Below are 25582 nucleotides of genomic sequence, written 5' to 3'. Positions count from 1 at the left end.
ACTTCGGATTGATTTTTAGGATGGCAGCATATGCAACGTAAAACATTAGACATGTGGGTAGGCTTGTTTGTCTTGCTGGGAGCGGCGGCGTTGGTTTTCCTCGCGCTCAAGGCCGGTAACTTGAGTTCGTTCTCATTCAGCCAGAAGACCTATGCGGTCACGAGCAAGTTCGACAACATCGGCGGCCTGAAGCCGCGTGCTCCGGTCAAGAGTGCCGGCGTGGTGGTTGGCCGCGTCGGTTCCATCAGGTTCGACGACAAGACATTCCAGGCGCTGGTCACGTTGAATCTCGATGCGAGCTACCAGTTTCCCAAGGATAGTTCGGCCAAGATCCTGACGTCGGGATTGCTGGGTGAACAGTACATCGGCATCGAGCCGGGGGGCGACGTGAACAATCTGGCGGCGGGCGACACGATCAAGATGACGCAATCGGCGATCGTGTTGGAAAGCCTGATCAGCCAGTTCTTATATAGCAAGGCAGCAGAGGGAAAGGATAATTCAAAATGAAATACGCAGCTCGCATCAGCACGCTGGCCATGGTTGCCGCGCTCAGTGGTTGCGCAACGTCACATAATCCGAATGATCCTCTTGAAGGTTTCAACCGTGCGATGTTCAGTTTCAACGACACGGTCGATAAGGTGGCACTGAAGCCGGCCGCGCAGGCGTATCAATTTGTGTTGCCCAATTTCGTGCAGACCGGCATCAGCAATTTCTTCGGCAACATCGGCGACCTGTGGTCCGCAGTGAACCAGATTCTGCAAGGTCGCGTGGAAACCGGTGTGTCCAGCATCATGCGCGTCGCTGTCAACACCACTTTCGGTCTGGGCGGTGTGCTCGACGTCAGTACCGAAGCCCGCCTGCCGAAGCAGAAGTCTGATTTCGGCCAGACGCTGGGTAAATGGGGTGTGGGTTCCGGCCCGTACGTCGTGCTGCCGCTGCTGGGACCGTCCACCATCCGCGACACCGCCGCTTTGCCGGCCGATTTCTACGGCGACCTGTGGACTTACAAGAAGCCGGTGCGCTGGCGTAACGTCGGCTCGGTGGTGCGTGTGATCGACCGGCGCGCCCAGTTGCTGGACGCTACGAATCTGCTGGAAGACGTGGCGCTCGACAAGTACGATTTCGTGCGCGATACGTTTATGCAAAGCCGTCAGTCGCAGATCGATGGCACCAAGGACGACAGCCGCACCAAAGAAGAAGTGATCAAGCCGTAAGCCGCAGTGCGGCCTGAAAGACAGGTGAAACCGGCCGGGCGCGATCATCGCGCCCGGCCTCACTTGAAAATCCGGATAATGCCGCCACATTGTAAAACCGGTTCTGTTTGGAACCCATCGGCCCAGAGTCGCTCCAATGATGGCGAACCCGCTTGCATGGCAACGGAATATGCCCGGCAAGTGCCTGCAGCGGGTGACGGTGCTTATTTATGAATGGATTTAGAATATGAACATGCTCACCAAACTCCTGGCGATTGCCTTGTCGGCTTCCGCACTGATATTCGCTTCCGCGGCCTCGGCGCAGGAAGCTCCCGACGTGCTGGTCAAGCGCATCAGCGAAGATGTCCTGAATACAGCCAAGAACGACAAGGAAATCCAGTCCGGCAATATCAATCGCATCGTCGCCCTGGTAGAGGAGAAAATCCTGCCTTACGTCGATGCGGAGCGCATGACCGCCTTGGCGGCCGGCCGTTTCTGGCGCCAGGCCACTCCAGAACAGCAAAAACAACTGATCACCGAATTCCGCAGCCTGCTGATCTACACCTATTCCGGCGCGCTCTCGCAAGTGCGCGACCAGAAGATCGAATACAGGCCTCTGCGGGCCGATCCGGCTGACACCGAAGTAGAAGTCCGCTCGCAAGTGATCCAGTCGCGCGGCGAACCCATCCAACTGAGCTATCGCCTGGAAAAATTGCCATCCGGCTGGAAGATGTATGACGTCAACGTCATGGGTGCATGGCTGGTGGAAGCCTACAAGGGCACCTTCAATAGCGAAATCACCAAGGGCGGCATCGACGGTCTGATCAAGAGCCTGTCCGACAAGAACAAGCAGCTTGCTGCACGTTCCATCGCCAAGAAGTAACAGGAAAGCATAGGAACCTTGCCATGTTCAAGCCAGGCGCCACTCTGACCTCCGATAACGCCACCGCCACGCTGGCTGCCGGCCTGCAAGCGATTGCTGCCGGCCAGGCAACGATAGACCTGAGCGATGTCGCCACAGTGGATTCTTCCGCGGTGGCGATTTTGCTGGCATGGCAACGCGCTGCGCAGCAGAAGGGGCAGGCGCTGCAATTCGGCGTCCTGCCGGCCAATCTGCAAAGCTTGGTCGACCTTTATGGCGCTGCTTCGCTGCTGGGCGCCCCGACTTCGGCTTCCGACCGACATCACTGATCTTTCTTCGGCCGTCGGCGCTGTCGGCAGCCGCTTCCTCCGTTCCGGCTGCAAGCTCGGAAATCCCCTATAATCCAACGTTTCGCCGTACCGCTTATTGCCTTGATGCAAACGGTTTGCGGCATGATTTGTTCCTTTGGTTTTCTCTGACGAGTCCTGAATACGGACCACAACATGGCAGCTCTACAGATTAACAATGTCGAAAAACGCTATCAGTCGCTGCAAGCGCTGGGTGGGGTGTCGCTCTCGATAGAAGAGGGTGAGTTTTTCGGCTTGCTCGGACCCAATGGGGCCGGAAAAACCACACTGATTTCCATCATCGCAGGGTTGAACCGCGCCGACTCCGGCACCGTCACCATCCACGGCCGCGACGTCGTCAGCGACTACCGCGCCGCGCGCGCCAAGCTGGGCGTGGTGCCGCAGGAGCTGGTGTTTGATCCGTTCTTCACCGTGCGCGAGACGCTGCGCATGCAATCCGGCTATTTCGGACTGAAGAACAACGACAAGTGGATCGACGAGGTAATGGACAACCTCGACCTGACCAACAAGGCCGACACCAACATGCGCGCACTGTCCGGCGGCATGAAGCGGCGTGTACTGGTGGCGCAGGCGCTGGTGCATAAGCCGCCGGTCATCGTGCTCGATGAGCCGACTGCCGGTGTCGACGTTGAGCTGCGCCAGACCTTGTGGAAATTCATCGGCCGCCTCAATCGCGAAGGTCACACCATTGTGCTGACCACGCACTACCTCGAAGAGGCACAGGCGCTATGCAACCGCATTGCCATGCTGAAGTTCGGCAAGGTGGTGGCGCTCGATTCCACCGAGGCGCTGATCAAGCGCATTTCCGGCTCGCAATTGGTGCTGCGCCTGAAACAAAACGGGCATGGTAGCTTGCCTGACAGCCTGCGCCCGCTGGTGACGCACCCCGAAGAATTATTGTCGGGTCTCAAATACACGCTGCGCGTGACCGACTACAACGACGTCGAACCTATTCTTTCGACCTTGCGTCAGTCCGGCGCGGTGATCGACGACATGCAACTGCAACATGCCGATCTGGAAGACGTCTTCATCCAGATCATGGAAGGCGTCAAATGACCGGTTTTCAGACGCTGTTTTACAAAGAGGTGCTGCGCTTCTGGAAAGTCGCCACCCAGACCGTTACGGCGCCGGTCCTGACGGCCATGTTGTACCTGCTGATTTTCGGCCATGTGCTGCAAGATCGCGTGCAAGTCTATCCGGGTGTGCAATACACCGGTTTCCTGGTGCCGGGCCTGGTCATGATGAGCGTGTTGCAGAATGCGTTCGCCAACAGCTCGTCTTCGCTGATCCAGTCCAAGATTACCGGCAACCTGGTGTTTGTCCTCCTTACTCCGCTGTCGCACTGGGAAATGTTCGGCGGCTACGTGCTGGCGGCGGTGGTGCGCGGGTTGATCGTTGGCGCCGGCGTGTTCGTGGTGACGGCCTGGTTCGGCCACCTGAGTTTTGTCGCGCCATGGTGGATCGTCATCTTTGCCTTGCTGGGCGCGGCGATTCTCGGCACTATGGGCTTGGTGGCGGGCATCTGGGCGGAAAAATTCGACCAGCTCGCGGCATTCCAGAATTTCCTGATCGTGCCGCTGACTTTCCTGGCCGGCGTGTTCTATTCGATCCACTCGCTGCCGCCATTCTGGCAAACGGTCTCGCATTTCAACCCGTTTTTTTATATGATCGATGGCTTCCGCTACGGCTTTTTCGGGCAGTCCGACATCGACCCCATGATCAGCCTGGCGATCGTCGCCGTGTTCTTCGTCGTATTGGCGACGTTGGCCGTGCGCATGCTCAAGAGCGGCTATAAACTGCGCGACGGCGGGCATTGACGGCCGCAAGACCATAGACATTGAATCCTAGTGAAGAGCCGTATCATGCTACCCACACCAGAACTTGTTAAGAACTACATCGCTGCCGGCCTGGCCTGTTCGCACCTCGAAGTTGAAGGCGACGGCCAGCATTTTACCGCCGTCATCGTATCCGACGCGTTTGCCGGCAAACGCCTGATCCAGCGTCATCAATTGGTTTACGCGGCGCTCGGCGACCGCATGCGCGAGGAAATTCACGCCCTGTCGATGAAGACCCTCACTCCCGAAGAATTCCAGAAATAAGGTCTATATTTCTCCATGGACAAGCTCTTAATCCGCGGCGGCAACCGTCTCTCCGGCGATGTCGTCATTTCCGGCGCCAAGAATGCAGCGCTGCCTATTCTGTGTGCCGGCCTGCTGACCGCCGACAACCTGCATTTGTCGAACATTCCGAACCTGCAGGATGTGAGCACGATGCTCAAGCTGTTGCGCCAGATGGGGTTGCGCGTCGAACAGGACGGCGGCGATGTCACGCTCACCGGCAACGACATCGCCAATCTGGAAGCGCCATATGAACTGGTGAAAACCATGCGCGCATCGATCCTGGTGCTGGGGCCGCTGCTGGCGCGCTTCGGCGAAGCCAAGGTATCGCTGCCGGGCGGTTGTGCCATCGGTTCGCGTCCGGTCGACCAGCACATCAAGGGCCTGCAGGCCATGGGCGCCGAGATCACCATCGATGCCGGCTACATTTACGCCAAGGCCAAAAGGCTCAAGGGCGCGCGCATCGTCACCGACATGATCACCGTCACCGGCACCGAAAACCTGCTGATGGCGGCGGTGCTGGCCGATGGCCAGACAGTGCTGGAGAACGCCGCGCGCGAACCGGAAGTCAGCGATCTTGCGCATCTGCTGGTGGCCATGGGCGCGAAGATCGAAGGCATTGGCAGCGACCGCTTGGTGATCCAGGGCGTCGATAAGCTGCACGGCGCCAGCCACAAGGTCATTGCCGACCGCATCGAAACAGGTACCTTCCTGTGCGCTGTCGCTGCCGTGGGTGGCGACGTCACGCTGAAGAACACGCGCAGCAATTTCCTCGATGCCGCCCTCGACAAACTGCGCGAAGCCGGCGCTATCCTGACCTCCAGCGACGACTGGATCCGCGTGCAAATGGCGCGCCGTCCCAAGGCGGTCAGCTTCCGCACCACCGAATACCCGGGTTTCCCGACCGACATGCAAGCGCAATTCATGGCGTTGAACTGCATTGCCGAAGGCACCAGCCACGTCACCGAAACGATTTTCGAAAACCGTTTCATGCATGTGCAGGAACTGAATCGCCTGGGCGCCGCCATCGACATCGAAGGCAACACCGCGATCGTCAGGGGCGTGGACAAGTTCGTCGGCGCGCCGGTGATGGCGACCGACTTGCGCGCGTCGGCGTCGCTGGTGATCGCCGGCCTGGCTGCGCAAGGCGAAACCCTGATCGAACGCATCTATCACCTCGATCGCGGTTACGATCGCATGGAAAACAAACTCTCTTCGATCGGCGCCCAGATCGAACGCGTTAAATAATCGGCAGTATAAAAATGACTCAGCAACCGAATCAACAGCTCACCTTGGCCTTGTCCAAGGGACGCATCTTCGAAGAAACGCTGCCGCTGCTGAAAGCCGCCGGCATCGAGGTGACCGAAGATCCGGAAACATCGCGCAAGCTGATCCTGCCGACCAACGATCCTGCCGTGCGTGTGATCATCGTGCGCGCGTCGGACGTACCGACTTACGTGCAATACGGCGCCGCCGACTTTGGCGTGGCCGGCAAGGATGTGCTGCTGGAACATGGCGGCGAAGGCCTGTACCAGCCTATCGACCTGAACATCGCCAGGTGCCGCTTGTCGGTCGCGGTGCAGGACGGTTTCGACTATGCCAGCGCCGTGCGCCAGGGCGCGCGCCTGCGAGTGGTGACCAAATACGTCAAGACGGCGCGCGAGCACTTCGCGGCCAAGGGCGTGCATGTCGACCTGATCAAACTCTACGGTTCGATGGAACTGGGCCCGCTGGTCGGCCTGTCCGACGCCATCGTCGACCTGGTCAGCACTGGCGGCACGCTGCGTGCCAACAAACTGGTCGAAGTCGAGCACATCATGGATATTTCCTCGCGCCTGGTGGTCAACCAGGCCGCATTGAAACTCAAGCGCGAGCGTCTGCAACCGATCCTGGAAGCATTTGAAAAAGCTTCGCAGGCAAACGCATAAACGATTGAACGGAACACCGAAAGCAGCAAGGGCGACATCATGGGCATAGCCATCAGAAAACTCGACTCCGCCGAAGCCGGCTTCAGGCAGAAGCTGTCCGCCGTGCTGGCTTTCGAAGCCAGTGAAGACGAAGCCATCGACCGCGCCGCTGCCGGCATCCTGGCCGACGTCAAGGCGCGCGGCGACGCTGCCGTACTCGAATACACCAACCGCTTCGACCGCCTTTCCGCAAGCGCCGTTGCGGCGCTGGAAATCGGCAAGGATGAATTGCAAAAGGCGCTCGCCGGCTTGCCTGCCGCGCGCCGCGCCGCCCTGCAGACCGCCGCCGATCGCGTGCGCGCCTACCATGAACGCCAGAAGCAGGAATGCGGCTCCGACGGTTTCCTCTACACGGAAGCCGACGGCACGGTGCTGGGCCAGAAGGTGACGCCATTGGACCGCGTCGGCATTTACGTGCCGGGCGGCAAGGCGGCTTATCCGTCGTCGGTGCTGATGAACGCCATTCCGGCCAAGGTCGCCGGGGTGCAGGAAGTCATCATGGTGGTGCCGACGCCGGACGGCGTGAAGAATGAACTGGTGCTGGCCGCCGCCGCGATTGCGGGCGTCGACCGCGTGTTCACCATCGGAGGCGCCCAAGCCGTCGGCGCGCTGGCCTACGGCACCGACACGATTCCCCAGGTCGACAAGATCGTCGGCCCCGGCAATGCCTACGTCGCCGCCGCCAAGCGCCGCGTGTTCGGCACGGTCGGCATCGACATGATCGCCGGTCCGTCCGAGATCCTGGTGATCTGCGACGGCAGCACCGATCCCGACTGGATCGCCATGGACCTGTTCTCGCAAGCCGAGCACGACGAACTGGCGCAATCCATCCTGCTCTGCCCGGACGCCGCTTACATCGCCAAAGTCGAAGCCAGCATTAACAAGCAGCTCGACGCCATGCCGCGCAAGGACGTGATTCGTACATCGCTGACCGATCGCGGCGCACTGGTCAAGGTGCGCGACATGGACGAAGCTTGTGAGATCGCCAACATGATCGCCGCCGAACATCTGGAAATTTCCGCCGGACAGCCGCAGCAATGGGCCGACAAGATCCGCCATGCCGGCGCTATGTTCCTCGGCCGTTTTTCGTCGGAATCTCTGGGCGATTACTGCGCCGGTCCGAACCATGTGTTGCCGACCTCGCGCACCGCGCGCTTCTCGTCGCCGCTGGGCGTCTACGATTTCCAGAAGCGCTCCAGCATCATCCAGGTCAGCGAAGCCGGCGCCCAGACGCTCGGCAAGGTTGCGGCCGAGTTGGCGTATGGCGAAGGCTTGCAGGCGCATGCGCGCTCTGCGGAGTATCGCCTCAAATGACAACCCGCCGCGTCCAGCCAGGTCCGCGATGAGTTGGCTCGACCGCGTTTTTTGCGAAGATGCGCTGCAAGGGCTGGTGCGCATTCCCGACGGCCAGGTCGATTTGCTGATCGCCGATCCGCCGTATGGCCTCGGCAAGGACTACGGCAACGATTCCGACAAGCTCGATACCGATGCTTACCTGGCCTGGACCGAGCAGTGGATCGATACGGCGCTTCCCAAGCTCAAACCGAACGGCAGTCTTTATATTTTTTTGACCTGGCGTTACTCGCCGGAAATTTTCGTCATGCTCAAACGGCGCATGACCATGCTCAACGAGATCATCTGGGACCGTCGCGTGCCGTCGATGGGCGGCAGCACGCGCAAGTATTCGTCGGTGCATGACACCATCGGTTTTTTCGCGCGTGCCAAGGATCATTATTTCGACCTCGACGCCATTCGCATCCCGTACGACGCCGAGACCAAGAAGGCACGCTCCCGCTCGATCTTCGTCGGCGCCAAGTGGCTGGAGATGGGGTACAACCCGAAAGACGTCTGGAGCGTCTCGCGCCTGCATCGCGAACACAAGGAGCGCACCGACCATCCCACGCAAAAACCGCTGGAGATCGTCGAGCGCATGATCAAGGCATCCTGTCCGCCCGGCGGCGTGGTGCTCGATCCTTTCATGGGCAGCGGCACCACCGCGGTGGCGGCAAAACGTTGCGGCCGCCGGTACGTCGGCTTTGAATTGAATCCGGTCTATTGCGAATTGATTGCACAACGTGTAGCCGGCGTGGCTGAATTGAACACTATTTCGACATCGATACCCAATGAGCAAGTCCCTGGTTGAACGCGTCATCCGTGCCGACGTGCGCGCACTGTCCGCCTATCCGGTGCCGGATGCGAGCGGCTTCGTCAAACTCGATGCGATGGAGAATCCCTACACCTTGCCGCAGGCTCTGCGCGAGGAGCTCGGGCAGCGGCTGGCGGCGGTCGCCCTGAATCGCTATCCGGTGCCGTCCTACACACTGCTGAAGGAAAAGCTGTGCCGCCATATGGGCGTGCCGGCCGGTTTCGACGTCTTGCTGGGCAATGGTTCGGATGAGCTGATTTCCATCATGTCGATTGCCTGTGCGCAGGCGGGCGCCAAGGTGCTGGCGCCGGAACCCGGTTTCGTGATGTACGGCGTGTCGGCCAGGTTTGCCGGGCTCGATTATGTCAGCGTGCCGTTGAAGGCGGATTTCACGCTCGACCGCGACGCCTTGCTGGCGGCGATTGCGGCACACCGGCCGGCCATCACCTATCTCGCTTATCCCAACAATCCGACCGGCACGCTGTACGATGCCGCCGATATCGAGGCCGTGATCCGCGCCGTCGGCGACAGCGGCATCGTGGTGGTCGACGAAGCCTACCAGCCGTTTGCCCAGGAAAGCTTCATGCCGCGGTTGCCGGAATTCAACAATCTGGTGGTGATGCGCACGGTTTCCAAGCTGGGCCTGGCCGGCATCCGCCTCGGCTACATGGCGGCCGACCCCGCTTTGTTGCAGGAATTCGACAAGGTCCGCCCGCCATACAATATCAACGTGTTGACGCAGGCGGCGGCCGAGTTCGTACTCGATCATACGGCTGAACTGGACCGCCAAGCCGCGGCTTTGCGTAGCGCCCGCAGCGAACTTGCCGCCGCGATTGCCGGGCTCGGCAGCGTCGAGGTGTTCCCCTCCGCGGCCAATTTCCTGCTGATCAGGATGGCGAATGCGGATAAAGTATTCGCTGGGCTGCTGCAACGTAAGGTATTAGTCAAAAATGCCGGTAAAATGCATCCATCGCTGCGAAATTGCCTGAGAGTCAATGTCAGCACTTCCGAAGAGAATGCCCTGTTCCTGAAGGCCTTGAAGGAATCGCTTCAAGAGCGCATCTAGGAATTGGTTTTGTAATGTCTTTACCCTGATCATGCCTACTCCACGAACTGCAGAAGTCGTCCGCAACACCAACGAGACGCAAATTCGCGTCGCGATCAACTTGGATGGCACCGGCCAGCAAAAGCTGAATACCGGTGTGCCTTTCCTCGATCACATGCTGGACCAGATCGCGCGCCACGGTTTGATCGACCTCGATATCGAGGCCAAGGGCGACCTGCACATCGATGCGCACCACACCGTGGAAGACGTCGGCATCACGCTTGGCCAGGCGTTTGCCAAGGCCATCGGCGACAAGAAAGGCATCCGCCGTTACGGCCATGCCTACGTGCCGCTCGACGAGGCGCTGTCGCGCGTGGTGATCGATTTTTCCGGCCGGCCCGGCCTGGAATACCATCTCCCTTTTACCCGCTCGATGATCGGCGGTTTCGACGTCGACCTGACCAGCGAGTTCTTCCATGGTTTTGTCAATCATGCGCAAGTCACGCTGCATGTCGACAATCTGCGCGGCATCAATGCGCACCATCAATGCGAAACCGTATTCAAGGCTTTTGGCCGCGCCCTGCGCATGGCGATCGAACTCGATCCGCGCGCGGCCGGAACGATACCTTCCACCAAAGGCAGCTTGTAATGTGAGCCGGTCGGCGGGGCAGGTTGCTTCGCCGTTGGCACTTTCTGTGCTTTTGCATTCTTTACTATGAATAAAATTGTTGTAGTGGATTACGGAATGGGCAACCTGCGCTCGGTCGCGCAAGCCCTGCGCCACGTCGCGCCGGAAGCCGACGTGCGCATTTCCGGCGACGTCGCCGACATCCGGGCGGCCGACCGCGTGGTGCTGCCGGGCCAGGGCGCCATGCCCGACTGTATGCGCTGCCTGCGCGAGTCGGGTTTGCAGGAAGCGGTGGTCGCGGCTTCACGCAGCAAGCCTCTGTTCGGCGTGTGCGTCGGCGAACAGATGTTGTTCGACTGGAGCGAGGAAGGCGATACGCCTGGCCTCGGCTTGTTGCCGGGCAAGGTGGTGCGCTTCCGGCTCGACGGCATGCTGCAGGAAGACGGCTCGCGTTTCAAGGTGCCGCAAATGGGCTGGAACCGCGTGCACCAGAAAGTCGCGCACCCATTGTGGGAAGGCATCGCAGACCAGGCTTATTTTTATTTCGTCCACAGCTATTACGCCCAACCGGCCGAGGCGGCGCATGTGGTGGGCGAGACGGTGTATGGGCAGGCATTTGCCTGCGCCGTTGCCCGCGATAATATTTTTGCAACCCAGTTCCACCCGGAAAAAAGTGCCTCCGCGGGTTTGCAGCTCTACCGGAATTTCGTACACTGGAATCCTTGATTTTTGCTTAATTTTTGTCCAACAGGCAAGCGATGCGCATGTTGCGCTGATTTGCCATTTACTTCCACTTACTCAACGTCATTACCGTAGCCATGCTGCTGATACCTGCCATCGACCTGAAAGACGGTCATTGCGTTCGCCTGAAGCAAGGCGATATGGACCAAGCCACCGTTTTTTCCGAGGATCCCGCCGAGATGGCGCGGCATTGGCTGGCGCAGGGCGCCCGGCGCCTGCATCTGGTTGATCTCAACGGCGCCTTCGCCGGCAAGCCGAAGAACGAAGCGGCAGTCAAATCCATCCTGAAAGCCGTGCGCGATTTCGCCGTCGCAAACGATGTCGATGAAATTCCCGTGCAACTGGGTGGCGGCATCCGCGATCTTGACACCATCGAACGCTATCTCGACGATGGCCTGTCCTACATTATCATCGGCACCGCCGCGGTGAAGAATCCCGGATTCCTGCACGACGCCTGCAGCGCCTTTCCGGGCCAGATCATCGTCGGCCTCGACGCCAAGGACGGCAAGGTCGCCACCGACGGCTGGAGCAAGCTGTCCGGCCATGAGGTGGTCGACCTCGCGCGCAAGTTCGAAGGCTACGGCTGCGAAGCCATCGTCTACACCGACATCGGCCGCGACGGCATGATGGGAGGCGTCAACATCGAAGCCACCGTGCGCCTGGCGCAGGCGGTCTCGATCCCGATCATCGCTTCCGGCGGCGTGCACAGCATCAAGGACGTCGAAGCCCTGTGCGGCGTACAGGATGAAGGCATCGAAGCCGTCATCTGCGGCCGTTCGATTTATGAAGGAACGCTGGACCTGAGTTCGGCGCAGGAACGCGCCGACGAATTGACCGACTCGTTGCCTGAGTTGCCGGCGTCGTCCGCAGGGACCGATAGCGAACCATCATGACACTCGCAAAACGCATCATTCCCTGTCTCGACGTGACGGCCGGACGGGTTGTCAAAGGCGTCAATTTCGTCGAGCTGCGCGACGCCGGCGACCCGGTCGAAATCGCGCGCCGGTATGACGAGCAAGGCGCCGACGAAATCACTTTCCTCGACATTACCGCCTCGTCGGACGGTCGCGGCCTGATTCTCGACATCATCGAAGCGGTGGCGTCGCAGGTCTTCATTCCGCTGACCGTCGGCGGCGGCGTGCGCGCGGTCGATGACGTGCGCCGCCTGCTCAATGCCGGCGCCGACAAGGTCGGCATCAACACCTCGGCGGTGACCAATCCGCAACTGGTCGAAGACGCGGCAAGCAAATACGGTTCGCAATGCATCGTCGTGGCGATTGACGCCAAGCGTACCGGCGAAGGCAAATGGGAAGTCTTCACCCACGGCGGCCGCAACCCCACAGGCCTGGATGCCGTCGAATGGGCGCGCAAGATGGCGCAACTCGGCGCCGGCGAAATCTTGCTGACCAGCATGGACCGTGACGGCACCCGCAGCGGCTTCGACTTGGCATTGACGCGCGCCGTGTCGGAAGCGGTGCCGATTCCGGTGATCGCCTCGGGCGGCGTCGGCGGCCTGCAGGACCTGGCCGACGGCATCAAGCAAGGCAAGGCGGACGCCGTGCTGGCGGCGAGTATTTTCCATTACGGGCAGCACACGGTGCAGGAAGCGAAGCGTTTTATGGCCGATCAGAACATTCCAATGAGGCTGGCATGAGCATCAGCGCAAAATGGCTGAACAAGGTGAAATGGGACGAAGTCGGCCTGGTGCCGGTGATCGCCCAGGAAGTCGGTTCCAACGACGTGCTGATGTTCGCCTGGATGAATCGCGAAGCGCTGGCCAGGACCGTGCAGACCGGCGAAGCCGTCTACTGGAGCCGTTCACGCAAGAAGCTGTGGCACAAGGGCGAAGAGTCAGGCCACTTCCAGAAAGTGCATGAAATCCGCCTCGACTGCGATGAAGACGTGGTCCTGCTCAAGGTCGAGCAGGTTGCGGGCATCGCTTGCCATACCGGCCGTCATTCCTGCTTCTTCCAGAAATTCGAAGGCAATGCCGACACCGGCGAATGGCAGACCGTCGAGCCGGTATTGAAAGACATCGAAGCCGTTCCGGAAAAGGAAAAGCCCAAGCGTGCGCGCAAGACAACCAACAAGGTGACGCCATGAGTGAAACACTGGGCCGTCTGGCCGACGTCATCGAATCGCGCAAACTGGCCAATGGCGGCGATCCCGAGAAGTCCTACGTGGCGCGCCTGTTTTCCAAGGGCGACGATGCCATCCTGAAAAAGATCGGCGAAGAAGCCGCCGAAACCATCATGGCGGCCAAGGATGCGCGCGTCAGCGGCGATGCATCGAAGGTGCTCTACGAATGCGCCGACCTGTGGTTCCACTCCATGGTCATGCTGGCGCAGTTCGACCTCAAGCCGCAGGATGTGCTCAACGAACTGGCCCGCCGCGAAGGCTTGTCCGGGCTGGAAGAGAAAGCCAGCCGTCCGTCCGGCAAATAAGAACGAAGAACGGCAAACCGATCCGGACGGCAATTTACCGGGACACTCAGGAGGAACAGCTTTGGATAACTGTATTTTTTGCAAGATCGCCGCCAAACAGATCCCGTCGAAGGTGATCTACGAGGACGACGACGTCATCGCCTTTCACGACATCAATCCCGCCGCGCCGGTGCATTTCCTGATCGTTCCCAAGGAGCATGTCGCGACCCTGGCCGATTGCGGCGAGAAACATGCGGCGCTATTGGGTAAAATGTCCCTGCTTGCGCCTAAACTGGCGCAAGAACAGGGATGCGGTTACCAGCTTGATGCGACCGGCGGCAAGACCGGTGGTTTCAAGACGCTTTTCAATACAGGCCCGGACGGCGGCCAAGAGGTGTACCATCTCCACATGCATGTCATCGGCGGCCCGCATCCGTGGCGGGCCAAGTCGGTGTTGCAGGGATAGACGCCGCGGCGTCCGGCACAGCAGGAATATAGGCAGTAGAGAAGTTAATTGAATACAGGACATGCGTGTCCGCTTAGGAGAGAAAAATGGGTTCGTTCAGTATCTGGCATTGGTTGATCGTTCTGGTTATCGTCATGGTCGTGTTCGGCACGAAGAAGCTGGGCAACATGGGTTCCGACCTCGGCAAGGCGGTCAAGGGCTTCAAGGATGGCGTCAAGGGCGAAGAAGAGAAGCCTGTCGCCAAGGATCAGACCACCATCGACGTGCAAGCCAAAGACAAAGAAAAATCCGGCAATTGATCCTATTCCGTCGACGCCCGTGCGGCCTTGCCGGTTGCGCGGGCTATCGTTGTTCCTGATGCCCGGCGTCATGTGCGCTGATTTTCGCGGCATTCACTTTCGATTGTTACCCTTGCAATGATTGATATCGGTCTTTCCAAGCTGGCTTTAATCGGCGTCGTCGCGCTGGTCGTGATCGGTCCTGAGCGCCTGCCCAAGGTGGCGCGCATGGCCGGCTCGCTGTTCGGCCGCGCCCAGCGCTACATCAACGAGGTCAAGACCGAAGTCAGCCGCGAGATCGAGCTGGAAGAACTGCGAAAGATGCAGAAGGACGTGGAGGACGCCGCCAGCGACGTCCACAGCAGTATTTCCAAGAGCGTTGCCGATGCCGAGAATTCCATCAACGATGCATGGAACGACAGCAACTCGGGCAGCGGCGCCAACTGGAGTACAACGCCGAGTCCAGAAGCGCTGACCATCAAGGCCAAGAATTTCCGCAAGAAGAAGCTGGCGCGCACCTCGGCCGTTCCGTCGTGGTACAAAAACCAGAGCGGCCGCCGCACCCGCGTGATTTCCGCCGCGGCGCGCGTGGCCAAATACCGTCCGATCGGCGCCGGCAAGTCGGCCGGTTTTTTCTAATCCCGATGGACGCGTTTTCCGTGTTTTCCATCCCACTCCTGCAGTAATTCCATGGCCGAAGAACAGAAAACGTCAGGTAGCGAAGAGTCTTTCATTTCGCATCTGATCGAATTGCGCAGCCGCGTGGTCAAGTCGGCCGCCGCCGTGCTCATCATTTTCCTGTGCATGATGCCGTGGGCTGCGCATCTCTTCGACTTGCTCGCCGCGCCGATGATGCACGCGCTGCCGGTCGGCAGCAAGATGATTGCGACCGGTGTGATCACACCGTTCCTGATCCCGGTCAAGGTCACCATGCTGATGGCTTTCATCATCGCCTTGCCGTGGGTGCTGTACCAGATGTGGGCGTTCGTGGCGCCGGGTTTGTACACGCATGAAAAGCGCCTGGTGGCGCCGCTGGTGATTTCGTCGTCGGTGCTGTTCATTACCGGCGTGGCGTTCTGCTATTTCTTCGTGTTCGGCGTGGTGTTCCCGTTCATCAACAACTTTGCGCCGAAGTCGGTATCGGTGGCGCCGGATATCGACAGCTACGTCGACTTTGTGCTGACCATGTTCCTGGCCTTCGGCATCACGTTCGAAGTGCCGATCATCGTGATCGTGCTGGTGCGCATGGGCCTGGTGCCGCTGGCCAAGCTGAAACAGATTCGTCCCTATGTTGTGGTCGGCGCGTTCGTCGTCGCCGCCGTGGTCACGCCGCCGGATATCATGAGCCAGCTCATGCTGGCGGTGCCGCTGTGCCTGCTGTATGAGATCGGTTTGCTGGTGGCGCCGATCTTCGAGAGGGCCACGCGCGCCCCGGAAGAGCAGGAAGATCCCGTGAGCAGCGGGCAGTGAACTGGGCAGCGCGACAAGAACGGCCACTTGTCGTGGTCATGCCGTTCAGTCAAGTTTAAAAAACGCCTTACCGTATAGTCAGTCCATCGCAACTGCCGTCCTGACGAAAGTCAGGGCCCAGCGTCGTATCGGATGTTGTCACGACACTTGGCCCTGAGTCCCAGCGTGCGCCGGGACGACGGCAGAGGAAATAGGCTTCACTGAACTGCATTGCCGTATCGTCAGTTCACCATAACCGTCGTCCTGACGAAAGTCAGGACCCAGCGTCGTATCGGACGTCGTCACGACACTGGGTCCCGGCGAACGCAGGGACGATGGCTGGGAAGCTTCTCGTGGTCTTGCGATTTTGGCGCGCCTGCTTTATTCCGGCACAACCAGCGGCACCTTGCGCAGCCAATTCACCAGCGGATAGGCATCCTTGAACCCGGCCAGGACTTCCTTGCCGAGATCGGCCGGGATCTTCTTCTTGAGGCTGCTTTCCTTCCAGACGATGAAACTCTTGAGTTTGATGTATTCGCCATGCGGACCATCGGCGTCGAAACCTTTGGGCGGGCGCGTCAGTTTGCCTTCTTCCTGCAAGCCGCCGTAATTGTCCTTGATGGTCTTGTTCTTCAGCACCTTGCTGAAGCCGGCGGCATCGGCGATAACTTGCCGGCGAATCGCACGCAGGCGGTCTGCCGGCGGCATGTATTCGCCGCCGGCGACTAGCAACTGGCCGTCGGCGTCGATGTGGAAGTAATATGCCGGACCGCCGCCCGAGCTGGGCTTCTTCAAACCGCTGGCGGTGAGCGCTGCAGAAAAGTGCGTCTTGTACGGACTCTTGTCGTGCGAGAAGCGCATGTCGCGATTGATACGGAACAGCGCTTTCTTCGGATTGCAGCCGGCGATGGCCGGATCGAATTTGCTGATGTCGGCGATCAGCTTGATCACCAACTCCAGAAACTCGGCGCGCAGGATGTCGTAGCGCGGCTTGTTCATGACGAACCAGGCGCGGTTGTTGTTCTCAGACAGCTCGGCGAGATATTGGGTCAGGTCGCGGATATGCATGCGCTTACTCTCTTGTTTTATTCACGTTCTTCGCGTTTCGGCGGCGGACGTTTGCCGACGACGATTTCCAGCGTGGCTTCCTGCGCTTTGCGCAGCACGGTCATCTTGGCTTTCTGCCCCGGCGTCAGTTGGGCGATCAGGTTCAGCATGTCGGTGGTGTCGGCCACCTGTTTGTCTTCGATGCTGATCAGGATGTCGCCTGGACGCATGCCGGCCTTGTCGGCAGGACCGTTCTTGAGCACGCCGGCGATGATGGCGCCGGTCTTCTTGGTCAGGCCGAAGCTTTCCGCCAGTTCAGGCGTGATGTCCTGCGGCTCGACGCCGATCCAGCCGCGCACTACCTGGCCGTGATTGATGATGGCTTCCATGACGTTCTTGGCGGTCGACACCGGAATCGCAAAGCCGATGCCGAGGTTGCCGCCGGTGCGCGAATAGATCGCCGTGTTGATGCCCAGCAGGTTGCCGCTGGTATCGACCAGCGCGCCGCCCGAATTGCCCGGGTTGATCGCAGCATCGGTCTGGATGAAGTTCTCGAACGTGTTGATGCCGAGGTGGTTGCGGCCCAACGCCGAGATGATGCCCATGGTGACGGTCTGACCGACGCCGAACGGATTGCCGATGGCCAGCACGATGTCGCCCACGGTGGCTTGTTCGACATGCGCCAGCGTGATCGCAGGCAGGTTCGGCAGGTTGATCTTGATCACGGCGAGGTCGGTTTCGGGATCGGTGCCGACGACCTTGGCCGAAGCCTTGCGGCCGTCGGCCAGCGCCACTTCGATTTCATCGGCGGCTTCGACCACATGGTTGTTGGTCAGGATATAGCCTTGCGGGCTGACGATCACGCCCGAGCCGAGACTGGATTGCTTGTCGTCCTGCTGCTGGTCTTCAAACTGGTCGCCGAAGAACTTCTTGAAGAATGGATCGTCCAGGAACGGACTTTTTTGCGGTCGCGCTTCCGTCGTGGTGAAGATGTTCACCACCGACGGCATCGCCTGGCGCGCAGCGTCGCGATAGGAGTTGGACGTCTGTACGCCGGGAGTGGCTTCCTGCATCTGTACCGACGATGCGGCGGGGCGTACCCGGGAGCTCAGCGTGCCGGTCGCCCAGTCGGGCTTCAAGGTGGCTACAATGAACCAGACTGCCAAACCGACAGTCACGGTTTGCGCAAACAACAGCCAAAAACGTCGCATATTGAAATAAAGATGAGGATGAAAAATGACCCTGCGCACAGCAAATAGGGATGAACTTGCGAAATACCTGGCGCAAATGCTGAATATCGCACAATACCGCGATTATTGCCCAAATGGGCTACAGGTGGAAGGGCGCGCCGAGATCGGCTTCGTCGTCAGCGGCGTCACCGCAAGCCAGGCGCTGATCGAGGCCGCGATCGACCTCAAGGCCGACGCCATCCTGGTCCATCACGGCTACTTCTGGCGCGGCGAAGATTCGCGCGTGATCGGCACCAGGTACAAACGCCTCAAGGCGCTGCTCGCCCACGACATCAACCTGTTCGCCTACCACTTGCCGCTCGACGGCCATCCTGAACTCGGCAACAACGCCCAGCTTGCGCGTCAGTTGAGTCTTCTGGCCGGCAGCGAACGTTTCGGCGAGGACAAGCTGGGCTGGCTCGGCGAGCCGGAAGCCGAGGCCAACGTCGCCACCGTCGGCGACCTGGCGCGCCTGATCGAACGCCGTCTCGGCCGCGCGCCGCTGCTGATCGGCGACGCCGGCCAAGCGGTCGGCAAGGTGGCCTGGTGCACCGGCGCCGCGCAAGGCTTCCTGGGGGACGCCATTGCAGCCGGCGCATCGGTTTACATCAGCGGCGAAATCTCCGAACCCACCGTGCATCTGGCGCGCGAAACCGGCGTCGCCTACATCGCCGCCGGTCACCACGCCACCGAACGCTACGGCGTGCAGGCGCTGGGAACACATCTCGCGGAATACTTCGGCATTCGCCATCAGTTTGTCGACATCGACAATCCCGTCTGACGCGGGCGCACGAAAAAACTGAACAGCCCGCCATCCAGTTTGCAAATATCCTCGTAAAACTTGTACTGCCTTGTCGTCCTGACGCATCTCCGGACAGAGCGTCGTATCGATCGTCCTTACGGCGCCGGGTCCCAGCGTTCGCCGGGACGACTGCGATAGAGGCGATATTGCCGTTTTACTTTTTCAGCGCGTCGCGAATCTCGCGCAACAGGACGATGTCTTCCGATGGCGCGGCCGGCGCCGCAGGCGCCTCTTCCTTTTGCGCCGTCGCCAGATCGCGCGCCTTGTTGATCATGCGGACCATCTGGAAAATGACGAAGGCCAGAATCAGGAAGTTGATCAAAATAGTCAGGAAATTCCCGTAAGCGAACACCGCCCCCGCTTTCTTGGCTTCCACCAGCGTCAACTGGGTGTTCTGGCCGTTCAGCGGCCAATAATAGTTGGCGAAGTCGAGGCCGCCGAAGATCCTTCCCACCAGCGGCATGATGATGTCCTGTACCAGCGATTCGACGATCTTGCCGAATGCGCCGCCGATAATCACGCCGACGGCCAAGTCGACAACGTTGCCTTTGAGTGCAAAAGAACGGAATTCTTGCATCATGCCCATCTTTTTCTCCTAGAAAATGTTGCAAAACGATGCAGTCGGTTATATCGTGCTTCGATTAAAAAGTAAATTGCTGGCAATTTATTGCACAATACGAATGATTGAGACATTTTTGCTTGTGGAACACTTGAAATATTAAAAAATTTCCATAAATCGCGTTTCCAGAATTTTATTCGCTTTAAAAGGCATCCTTGGTTAGTTATAATCTAAGGTTGCTGGAAGTTCCGTGCAGTTTTCGTATTTTCACTAATTGGGGTTGGTATGAGTAACGAAAAACAGGTCGACTCCAGTCGGCGTGGATTGCTCGTCGCGACTTGCGCGGCGGGTGGTGTGGCCGGACTGGCTACCGCAGGGGCTTTTGTTTCCACCTTTCAGCCATCCGAGCGCGCCAAAGCAGCCGGCGCGCCGGTCGAAGTGGATATCTCCACCTTGGCTCCGGGCGAAATGCGCACCGTCGAATGGCGCGGCAAACCGGTCTGGATCCTCAAGCGCACTCCGGAAATGGTGGAGTCGCTGAAAAAAGTCGACGCACAGGTTGCGGACCCGGAATCCAAGCGCACCGAATTCTCCACAACTCCGGAATACGCTCTCAACGAATGGCGTTCGATCAAGAAAGACGTCCTCGTCGTGGTCGGCATCTGCCCGCACCTCGGATGTTCGCCCAGTTCCAAATTCCAGCCCGGTGCCCAGCCCTCGCTGCCGGACGACTGGCAGGGCGGTTTCCTCTGCCCGTGCCACGGTTCCACCTTCGACCTCGCCGGCCGGGTCTACAAGAACAAACCGTCCCCAGACAACCTCCAGGTTCCACGGCACATGTTTGAAGGTGACACCAAACTGGTCATCGGCAAAGATGAGAAAGGCGAGGCGTAATCATGGCTGCATTCCAAGAAAAACAATTGCCCAAAGATGCACCGATAGCCGCTAAAGCACTGAACTGGGTTGACGCCCGTTTTCCCCTGACTTCCACTTGGAAAGCCCATCTTTCCGAGTACTACGCTCCCAAGAATTTCAACTTCTGGTACGCCTTCGGTTCGCTGGCGCTGCTGGTGCTGGTCATTCAGATCGTGACCGGGATTTTCCTGGTGATGCACTACAAGCCGGACGCCAACCTGGCGTTCGCTTCGGTCGAATACATCATGCGCGACGTCCCCTGGGGCTGGCTGGTGCGCTACATGCACTCCACCGGCGCCTCGGCGTTCTTCATCGTGGTTTACCTGCACATGGTGCGCGGACTGCTGTACGGTTCCTATCGCAAGCCGCGCGAGCTGGTCTGGCTGTTCGGCGTCGCCATCTTCCTGTGCCTGATGGGCGAAGCCTTCATGGGCTACCTGCTGCCGTGGGGCCAGATGTCCTATTGGGGCGCGCAAGTGATCGTCAACCTGTTCGGCGCGATCCCTTTCATCGGCCCTGACCTGTCGCTGTGGATCCGCGGCGACTATGTCGTGTCCGACGCCACGCTGAACCGCTTCTTCTCGTTCCACGTGATCGCCATCCCGCTGGTGCTGATCGGCCTGGTGGTCGCGCACATCATTGCGTTGCACGAAGTCGGCTCGAACAACCCGGACGGCGTCGAGATCAAGGAAAAGCTCGACGAAAAGGGCGTGCCGCTGGACGGCGTTCCTTTCCATCCGTACTACTCCGTGCATGACATCATGGCCGTTGCCGTGTTCCTGATCGTGTTCACCGCCGTGGTGTTCTTCGCGCCGGAAATGGGCGGCTACTTCCTCGAATACAACAACTTCATCCCGGCCGATTCGCTGAAGACCCCGCCGCACATCGCGCCGGTCTGGTACTTCACGCCGTTCTACTCGATCCTGCGCGCCACCACGTCCGACTTCATGGTTTACCTGATGGCCGGCGTCGCCGCCTACGTCGCGCTGCTGCTGCTTCGTTCCAAGCGCAACAGCACCTTCAAGATCGCGGCGATCGTCGTCGGCGTCGCCGTCATCATCGGCATGGCGATTTTCGATGCGAAGTTCTGGGGCGTGGTCCTGATGGGCGTGTCCGTCATGATCCTCGGCGGCCTGCCGTGGCTGGATCATTCGCAAGTCAAGTCGATCCGCTATCGTCCGAGCTGGCACAAATACATCTACATCCTGTTCGCGATCGCCTTCTTCGTGCTGGGATATCTGGGCGTGAAGCCGCCGGGAGTCTGGGGCGGTTTGCGCATCGGCGATCACACGGTGATCAACGACATTGCCCAGACCGTCAGTCAAGTATGTACTTTCATTTACTTCGGTTTCTTTTTGCTGATGCCATGGTGGAGTGCTGCAGGACAGTTCAAGCAAGTTCCTGACCGCGTTACTTACAAGCCGCACTAAGCCAGCCGCCAAGAGGATAAAAATGACATTGCTTAAAAGACTGATCGCGACTTTCGTGCTGCTGCCCGCCCTGAGCTACGCCAGCGAGGGAGCCTTTCCGCTGGATACTGCGCCGGATCGCACCACCGACGTGTCGGCGCTGCAAAACGGCGCCAAGCTGTTCGTCAACTATTGCCTGAATTGCCACTCGGCATCGGCCATGCGTTACAACCGCCTGCGCGACATCGGCCTGTCCGAAGACCAGATCAAGAACAACCTGCTGTTCACCGGCGAAAAGGTCGGCGATCTGATGAAGACCACCATGCTGCCGCAAGACGCCAAGGCATGGTTCGGCACGGTTCCCCCCGATTTGTCTGTGATCGCCCGCGCCAAGGCGTCCGAAGCCGGTTCCGGACCGGACTGGATCTACACCTACCTGCGCAGCTACTACAAGGACGACAGCCGTCCGACCGGCTGGAACAACATGGTTTTCCCCAACGTCGGCATGCCGCACGTATTGTGGGAATTGCAAGGCATACGTGCGCCCAAGTTTGCAGAAGAGAAAGATCCGCATGAAGAAGGCAAGACCATCCACAAATTTGTCGGTTTCGAACAATTGAAACCAGGCAAGATGAGCACTGTCGAATACGACAGCGCCGTGGCTGATCTGGTCGGCTACTTGCAATGGATGGGCGAACCCGCGCAAAATACGCGTAAGCGCCTCGGCGTCTGGGTTTTGCTGTTCCTCGGCGGTTTCCTGGTGTTGGCGTGGCGTCTGAACGCCTCCTTCTGGAAAGAAGTCAAGTAAGCAGTAAGTTTTCGTGTCCGCGCGGTTTGCGGACGTACGTATCGGGGTGAGGCGTACGGCGTCTCACCCCTTTGTTTCTAAGGCACTACAAAATGATGGTTCTCTACTCGGGCACAACCTGCCCATTCTCGCAACGTTGCCGCCTGGTCCTGTTCGAAAAGGGCATGGACTTTGAAATCCGCGACGTCGACCTGTTCAACAAGCCGGAAGACATTTCGGTCATGAACCCATACGGCCAGGTGCCGATCCTGGTCGAGCGCGACCTGGTGCTGTACGAATCCAACATCATCAACGAATACATCGACGAGCGTTTCCCGCATCCGCAACTGATGCCGGCCGATCCGCTGATGCGCGCGCGCGCGCGTCTGATGCTGTTCAATTTCGAAAAAGAATTGTTCATCCACGTCCACACGCTGGAAAACGAAAAGACCAAGGCCGCAGAAAAGGCCCATGAAAAGGCACGCGCAGAAATTCGCGACCGTCTGACCACGCTGGCGCCGCTGTTCCTGAAGAACAAGTACATGCTCGGCGACGAGTTCTCCATGCTCGACGTCGCCCTGGCGCCGTTGCTCTGGCGTCTCGACCACTACGGCATCGAACTGTCGAAGACCGCCGCGCCGCTGATGAAATACGCAGAACGCATCTTCTCGCGTCCGGCCTACATCGAAGCCCTGACGCCTTCCGAAAAGGTTATGCGTCGTTAATTCGCCAAGCACTGCAGTACGCTTCATCGCACTTCGCCGGTTGGTCCCGAGTGACGGAACAATCGGCGAACGCATTTAAGACTGCCGCCTCAGCATAAGCATTGCGCAGTCTGTTTTTCCGGATCGGTTTACGTCATGTCAGAAGTGTCTACCAAACCTTATCTTTTGCGCGCCATTTACGAATGGTGTACGGACAACGGCTACACGCCGCACATTGCCGTGGTGGTGGATGCCCGCACGCGGGTTCCCATGCAATTCGTCAAGAACGGCGAGATCGTCCTGAACGTCAGTTTCGAAGCCACCAGCGGCCTCAAGATGGACAACGACTTCATCAATTTCAGCGCCCGTTTCGGCGGCGTCTCGCGCGACATCTCGGTCCCGGTCGAAAACGTCATTGCCATCTACGCCCGTGAAAACGGCCAGGGCATGGCCTTCGAAGCGCCGTCCGTGCTCGCCGTCGGCGAAAATGTCGACGACGCGCCGGAGGCATCGGCGACGCCAGGCTTGGCGTCGGTCCCGGCGGTAGAAAAGGCAGAAGCAAGCAGCGAAAAAAATCCCGATGACGAGCCGGAGCCGCCAAAAAAGGGTGGAAGACCTGTACTAACCAGAATTAAATAGGTTATAATCGCGGTCTTAGTTTTTGCTGGCTTAGCTCATCTGGTAGAGCACCTGACTTGTAATCAGGGGGTGGCGGGTTCAAGTCCTGCAGCCAGCACCAGTATTTAAAAGGCCCACCGCTCGGTGGGCCTTTTCTTTTTGCTTCGCAAATATGTCTTTGCTTCGCAATTTTCTCACTACGCAGTAATGCTCAAAAATCGCTCGCTTAAGCTCCTGAACAGACTTCTCACGACTGTTCTCGGCCAGCATCGCATGCCTGCAGCGATGCTGGCCTCGTCAAACCGATGCCATAACGCGTAATAGGCAAGCGGCTGATCGTAACAGCGTCCGCAGCAACGGTATTTGCTTTGATGATGGCGGTGCTGCCGCCTGGCAGGATCGCCTATAGCTTGTGCGTTGCGTGGTCGTAGCGCACAACCGCGCCGTCGGCGTAGGGCGTGGCGTTCGCCGACAGGCTCGTTTCAGGAGCCGGGAAGTCGGCAGTAAAACGACCGGAGAAGATTTTGCCTTGTGTGAGGTCGCCGTCGGGCGAGAAGATGGAGATTTGTTCGCCATCCGAAGACGGAAACCATGTTCGCGAATTTCTGGCGCGCAATGCGCCGGATAGGTCGAAATTCATGCAACCCATATTGCAGGATCGCGCGCGCATGCATGTTCTGAAGGGGTGATATCTGCGTTACTTACTATCTCGCGTCATCATGAGGAGGGATGAACCAGTTGGAGACAGAGCGCTACTTTCTTTTTCTGATTTTTTGAATAGCGCTGTCTAAACCAGCCGGTTTTGCCTTTGTTGTTTATATGTCTGCGCTACCACTCTGACTACTAATTCGTCGTCTTTTCACTGCATATTCTTCCGCCGTAGAAGACGCAACGGCGCGCTTGGCGTCATCTTGTTGTCGGATTTCGGCAGCAGCGTCACGTCTCTTATGAGCTTCTGCATCGGCTTTCCATCTGATGCGTGGCGAGACTGCAGCGTCATCTTGCTGTCGGGCTTCGGCAGCAGCGTCACGTCTCTTTCGAGCTTCTGCGTTGGCTTTCCATCTGATGCGTGGCGAGACTGCAGCGTCATCTTGCTGTCGGGCTTCGGCAGCAGCATCACGTCTCTTTCGAGCTTCTGCGTTGGCTTTCCATCTGATGCGTGGCGAGACTGCAGCGTCATCTTGCTGTCGGGCTTCGGCAGCAGCATCACGTCTCTTTCGAGCTTCTGCATCGGCTTTCCATCTGATGCGTGGCGAGACTGCAGCGTCATCCCGCAGTCGGGCTTCGGCAGCAGCGTCGCGTCTCTTTCGAGCTTCTGCATCGGCTTTCCATCTGATGCGTGGCGAGACTGAGGAGTTAGCACGGGGTTCAGTGCTATCCAGTGAGCTGGCTGGGGCGTCGTCTTGATCCTGTACGCTACGACTAGAGTTTGAGTATGACCGGTCGAGCGGTTTTAACTCGTCATCGTCATCCCGGACGCTATGGCTAGAGTTCGAGTATGAACGGTCGAGCGGTTTTAACTCGTCATCGTCATCTCGGACGCTATGGCTAAAGTTTGAGTATGACCGGTCGAGCGGTTTTAACTCGTCATCGTCATCTCGGACGCTATGGCTAAAGTTTGAGTATGACCGGTCGAGCGGTTTTACCTCGTCGTCGTCATCCCGAACGCTATGGCTAGAGTTCGAGTATGACCGGTCGAACGGTTTTAACTCGTCATCGTCATCCTGTACGCTATGGCTAGAGTTCGAGTATGACCGGTCGAACGGTTTTACCTCGTCGTCGTCATCCCGGACGCTATGGCTAAAGTTTGAGTATGACCGGTCGAGCGG

General features: G+C 59.0%; 33 protein-coding genes and 1 tRNA gene. 29 read left to right on the top strand and 5 right to left on the bottom strand.

Annotated features, from left to right (window positions below; translation table 11 throughout):
- Positions 1-30: 30 nt before the first annotated feature.
- The 22 genes from mlaD to tatC all read left to right on the top strand — a co-directional run bounded on the left by mlaD (position 31) and on the right by tatC (position 15704).
- On the top strand, positions 31-507 hold the full coding sequence (mlaD, locus tag RV1423_RS14575) for an outer membrane lipid asymmetry maintenance protein MlaD (RefSeq protein WP_034297875.1): 477 nt from the start codon (positions 31-33) through the stop codon (positions 505-507).
- Positions 504-1214 carry a VacJ family lipoprotein gene (locus RV1423_RS14570; RefSeq protein ID WP_034297872.1) on the top strand — a complete coding sequence of 237 codons (711 nt, stop codon included), beginning with the start codon at positions 504-506 and terminating at the stop codon, positions 1212-1214. Before mlaD ends, RV1423_RS14570 begins: the two co-directional genes overlap by 4 nt.
- A 226-nt stretch (positions 1215-1440) precedes the next feature.
- Positions 1441-2076 (top strand): phospholipid-binding protein MlaC, encoded by a 636-nt coding sequence (locus RV1423_RS14565; RefSeq protein WP_034297871.1) that lies wholly within the window; start codon positions 1441-1443, stop codon positions 2074-2076.
- Between the two features lie 23 nt (positions 2077-2099).
- Positions 2100-2384, top strand: coding sequence for a lipid asymmetry maintenance protein MlaB (locus tag RV1423_RS14560; RefSeq protein ID WP_034297870.1), 285 nt, complete (start codon positions 2100-2102; stop codon positions 2382-2384).
- 174 nt (positions 2385-2558) lie between these two features.
- Positions 2559-3479 carry an ABC transporter ATP-binding protein gene (locus RV1423_RS14555; protein ID WP_034297869.1) on the top strand — a complete coding sequence of 307 codons (921 nt, stop codon included), beginning with the start codon at positions 2559-2561 and terminating at the stop codon, positions 3477-3479.
- Positions 3476-4240 (top strand): ABC transporter permease, encoded by a 765-nt coding sequence (locus RV1423_RS14550; protein WP_034297868.1) that lies wholly within the window; start codon positions 3476-3478, stop codon positions 4238-4240. The genes RV1423_RS14555 and RV1423_RS14550 overlap by 4 nt, the downstream gene beginning before the upstream one ends.
- Before the next feature lie 45 nt (positions 4241-4285).
- Positions 4286-4522 (top strand): BolA family protein, encoded by a 237-nt coding sequence (locus tag RV1423_RS14545; RefSeq protein WP_007879619.1) that lies wholly within the window; start codon positions 4286-4288, stop codon positions 4520-4522.
- A gap of 15 nt (positions 4523-4537) precedes the next feature.
- On the top strand, positions 4538-5788 hold the full coding sequence (gene murA, locus RV1423_RS14540) for a UDP-N-acetylglucosamine 1-carboxyvinyltransferase (RefSeq protein ID WP_034297865.1): 1251 nt from the start codon (positions 4538-4540) through the stop codon (positions 5786-5788).
- A 14-nt stretch (positions 5789-5802) separates the two neighbouring features.
- Entirely contained in the window at positions 5803-6468 is a 666-nt protein-coding gene (hisG, locus tag RV1423_RS14535; RefSeq protein WP_034297863.1) for an ATP phosphoribosyltransferase, read from the top strand.
- Between the two features lie 39 nt (positions 6469-6507).
- On the top strand, positions 6508-7821 hold the full coding sequence (gene hisD / locus RV1423_RS14530; RefSeq protein ID WP_034297861.1) for a histidinol dehydrogenase: 1314 nt from the start codon (positions 6508-6510) through the stop codon (positions 7819-7821).
- A 28-nt stretch (positions 7822-7849) separates the two neighbouring features.
- Positions 7850-8650, top strand: a complete 801-nt coding sequence (locus tag RV1423_RS14525) for a site-specific DNA-methyltransferase (RefSeq protein WP_034297858.1) — start codon at positions 7850-7852, stop codon at positions 8648-8650.
- A complete protein-coding gene (hisC, locus tag RV1423_RS14520; RefSeq protein WP_034297855.1) occupies positions 8631-9719 on the top strand; it encodes a histidinol-phosphate transaminase in 1089 nt (362 codons plus the stop codon). Before RV1423_RS14525 ends, hisC begins: the two co-directional genes overlap by 20 nt.
- 31 nt (positions 9720-9750) lie before the next feature.
- Positions 9751-10347, top strand: a complete 597-nt coding sequence (hisB, locus tag RV1423_RS14515; protein ID WP_034297853.1) for an imidazoleglycerol-phosphate dehydratase HisB — start codon at positions 9751-9753, stop codon at positions 10345-10347.
- Positions 10348-10413: 66 nt separating this feature from the next.
- Positions 10414-11052, top strand: coding sequence for an imidazole glycerol phosphate synthase subunit HisH (gene hisH, locus RV1423_RS14510; RefSeq protein WP_081768833.1), 639 nt, complete (start codon positions 10414-10416; stop codon positions 11050-11052).
- Positions 11053-11144: 92 nt separating this feature from the next.
- On the top strand, positions 11145-11960 hold the full coding sequence (gene hisA / locus RV1423_RS14505; protein ID WP_034297848.1) for a 1-(5-phosphoribosyl)-5-[(5-phosphoribosylamino)methylideneamino]imidazole-4-carboxamide isomerase: 816 nt from the start codon (positions 11145-11147) through the stop codon (positions 11958-11960).
- Positions 11957-12721, top strand: a complete 765-nt coding sequence (gene hisF / locus RV1423_RS14500; RefSeq protein WP_034297846.1) for an imidazole glycerol phosphate synthase subunit HisF — start codon at positions 11957-11959, stop codon at positions 12719-12721. The genes hisA and hisF overlap by 4 nt, the downstream gene beginning before the upstream one ends.
- A complete protein-coding gene (gene hisI / locus RV1423_RS14495; protein ID WP_034297843.1) occupies positions 12718-13170 on the top strand; it encodes a phosphoribosyl-AMP cyclohydrolase in 453 nt (150 codons plus the stop codon). Before hisF ends, hisI begins: the two co-directional genes overlap by 4 nt.
- A complete protein-coding gene (locus tag RV1423_RS14490) occupies positions 13167-13511 on the top strand; it encodes a phosphoribosyl-ATP diphosphatase (protein ID WP_034297841.1) in 345 nt (114 codons plus the stop codon). Before hisI ends, RV1423_RS14490 begins: the two co-directional genes overlap by 4 nt.
- Positions 13512-13572: 61 nt before the next feature.
- Complete coding sequence (locus RV1423_RS14485; RefSeq protein WP_034297838.1) at positions 13573-13956, top strand: histidine triad nucleotide-binding protein; 384 nt, start codon at positions 13573-13575, stop codon at positions 13954-13956.
- 86 nt (positions 13957-14042) lie between these two features.
- On the top strand, positions 14043-14255 hold the full coding sequence (tatA, locus tag RV1423_RS14480; protein ID WP_034297835.1) for a Sec-independent protein translocase subunit TatA: 213 nt from the start codon (positions 14043-14045) through the stop codon (positions 14253-14255).
- A 117-nt stretch (positions 14256-14372) separates the two neighbouring features.
- The gene (gene tatB, locus RV1423_RS14475; RefSeq protein ID WP_034297832.1) at positions 14373-14873 is read left to right on the top strand and encodes a Sec-independent protein translocase protein TatB; all 501 of its coding nucleotides are present in this window, start codon (positions 14373-14375) and stop codon (positions 14871-14873) included.
- 51 nt (positions 14874-14924) lie between these two features.
- Entirely contained in the window at positions 14925-15704 is a 780-nt protein-coding gene (gene tatC / locus RV1423_RS14470; protein WP_034297829.1) for a twin-arginine translocase subunit TatC, read from the top strand.
- Positions 15705-16064: 360 nt separating this feature from the next.
- Here tatC and RV1423_RS14465 read toward each other — a convergent pair whose 3' ends face one another.
- Positions 16065-16751, bottom strand: a complete 687-nt coding sequence (locus tag RV1423_RS14465; RefSeq protein ID WP_034297828.1) for a DUF2461 domain-containing protein — start codon at positions 16749-16751, stop codon at positions 16065-16067.
- A 17-nt stretch (positions 16752-16768) separates the two neighbouring features.
- Complete coding sequence (locus RV1423_RS14460; RefSeq protein ID WP_034297825.1) at positions 16769-17941, bottom strand: Do family serine endopeptidase; 1173 nt, start codon at positions 17939-17941, stop codon at positions 16769-16771.
- A gap of 25 nt (positions 17942-17966) precedes the next feature.
- Between RV1423_RS14460 and RV1423_RS14455 the strand changes: the two genes are divergently transcribed.
- Positions 17967-18740 (top strand): Nif3-like dinuclear metal center hexameric protein, encoded by a 774-nt coding sequence (locus RV1423_RS14455; protein WP_034297822.1) that lies wholly within the window; start codon positions 17967-17969, stop codon positions 18738-18740.
- Between the two features lie 175 nt (positions 18741-18915).
- Here the strand turns inward: RV1423_RS14455 and mscL are convergent, their stop codons facing one another.
- Positions 18916-19347, bottom strand: a complete 432-nt coding sequence (mscL, locus tag RV1423_RS14450; protein ID WP_034297818.1) for a large conductance mechanosensitive channel protein MscL — start codon at positions 19345-19347, stop codon at positions 18916-18918.
- Between the two features lie 258 nt (positions 19348-19605).
- Here mscL and petA point away from each other — a divergent pair, with 258 nt between their 5' ends.
- From petA to RV1423_RS14420, 6 genes are all read left to right on the top strand, one after another.
- Complete coding sequence (gene petA / locus RV1423_RS14445; RefSeq protein ID WP_034297815.1) at positions 19606-20214, top strand: ubiquinol-cytochrome c reductase iron-sulfur subunit; 609 nt, start codon at positions 19606-19608, stop codon at positions 20212-20214.
- Positions 20215-20216: 2 nt separating this feature from the next.
- Positions 20217-21665 (top strand): cytochrome bc complex cytochrome b subunit, encoded by a 1449-nt coding sequence (locus RV1423_RS14440; protein WP_034297813.1) that lies wholly within the window; start codon positions 20217-20219, stop codon positions 21663-21665.
- 22 nt (positions 21666-21687) lie between these two features.
- Positions 21688-22452: a cytochrome c1 gene (locus RV1423_RS14435; protein WP_034297811.1), complete on the top strand. Its 765-nt coding sequence runs from the start codon at positions 21688-21690 to the stop codon at positions 22450-22452.
- 92 nt (positions 22453-22544) lie between these two features.
- Positions 22545-23156, top strand: a complete 612-nt coding sequence (locus RV1423_RS14430) for a glutathione S-transferase N-terminal domain-containing protein (protein ID WP_007879667.1) — start codon at positions 22545-22547, stop codon at positions 23154-23156.
- 135 nt (positions 23157-23291) lie between these two features.
- Positions 23292-23774: a ClpXP protease specificity-enhancing factor gene (locus RV1423_RS14425; protein WP_034297807.1), complete on the top strand. Its 483-nt coding sequence runs from the start codon at positions 23292-23294 to the stop codon at positions 23772-23774.
- 24 nt (positions 23775-23798) lie between these two features.
- Positions 23799-23874: transfer RNA gene (locus RV1423_RS14420), tRNA-Thr, on the top strand.
- A gap of 282 nt (positions 23875-24156) precedes the next feature.
- On the opposite strand, the gene RV1423_RS14415 is transcribed toward RV1423_RS14420, so the two are convergent.
- Together RV1423_RS14415 and RV1423_RS14410 are read right to left on the bottom strand one after the other, a co-directional pair.
- The gene (locus RV1423_RS14415) at positions 24157-24393 is read right to left on the bottom strand and encodes a phage baseplate assembly protein V (protein WP_051516692.1); all 237 of its coding nucleotides are present in this window, start codon (positions 24391-24393) and stop codon (positions 24157-24159) included.
- 219 nt (positions 24394-24612) lie between these two features.
- Positions 24613-25074 (bottom strand): hypothetical protein, encoded by a 462-nt coding sequence (locus RV1423_RS14410; RefSeq protein WP_034297804.1) that lies wholly within the window; start codon positions 25072-25074, stop codon positions 24613-24615.
- Positions 25075-25582 lie beyond the last annotated feature (508 nt).

This window comes from Herbaspirillum sp. RV1423 (assembly GCF_000577615.1).
Taxonomy (GTDB): domain Bacteria; phylum Pseudomonadota; class Gammaproteobacteria; order Burkholderiales; family Burkholderiaceae_D; genus Herbaspirillum.
The sequence above is the reverse complement of the archived record's forward strand: the minus strand, read 5'-3'. Positions and strand labels throughout refer to the sequence as shown.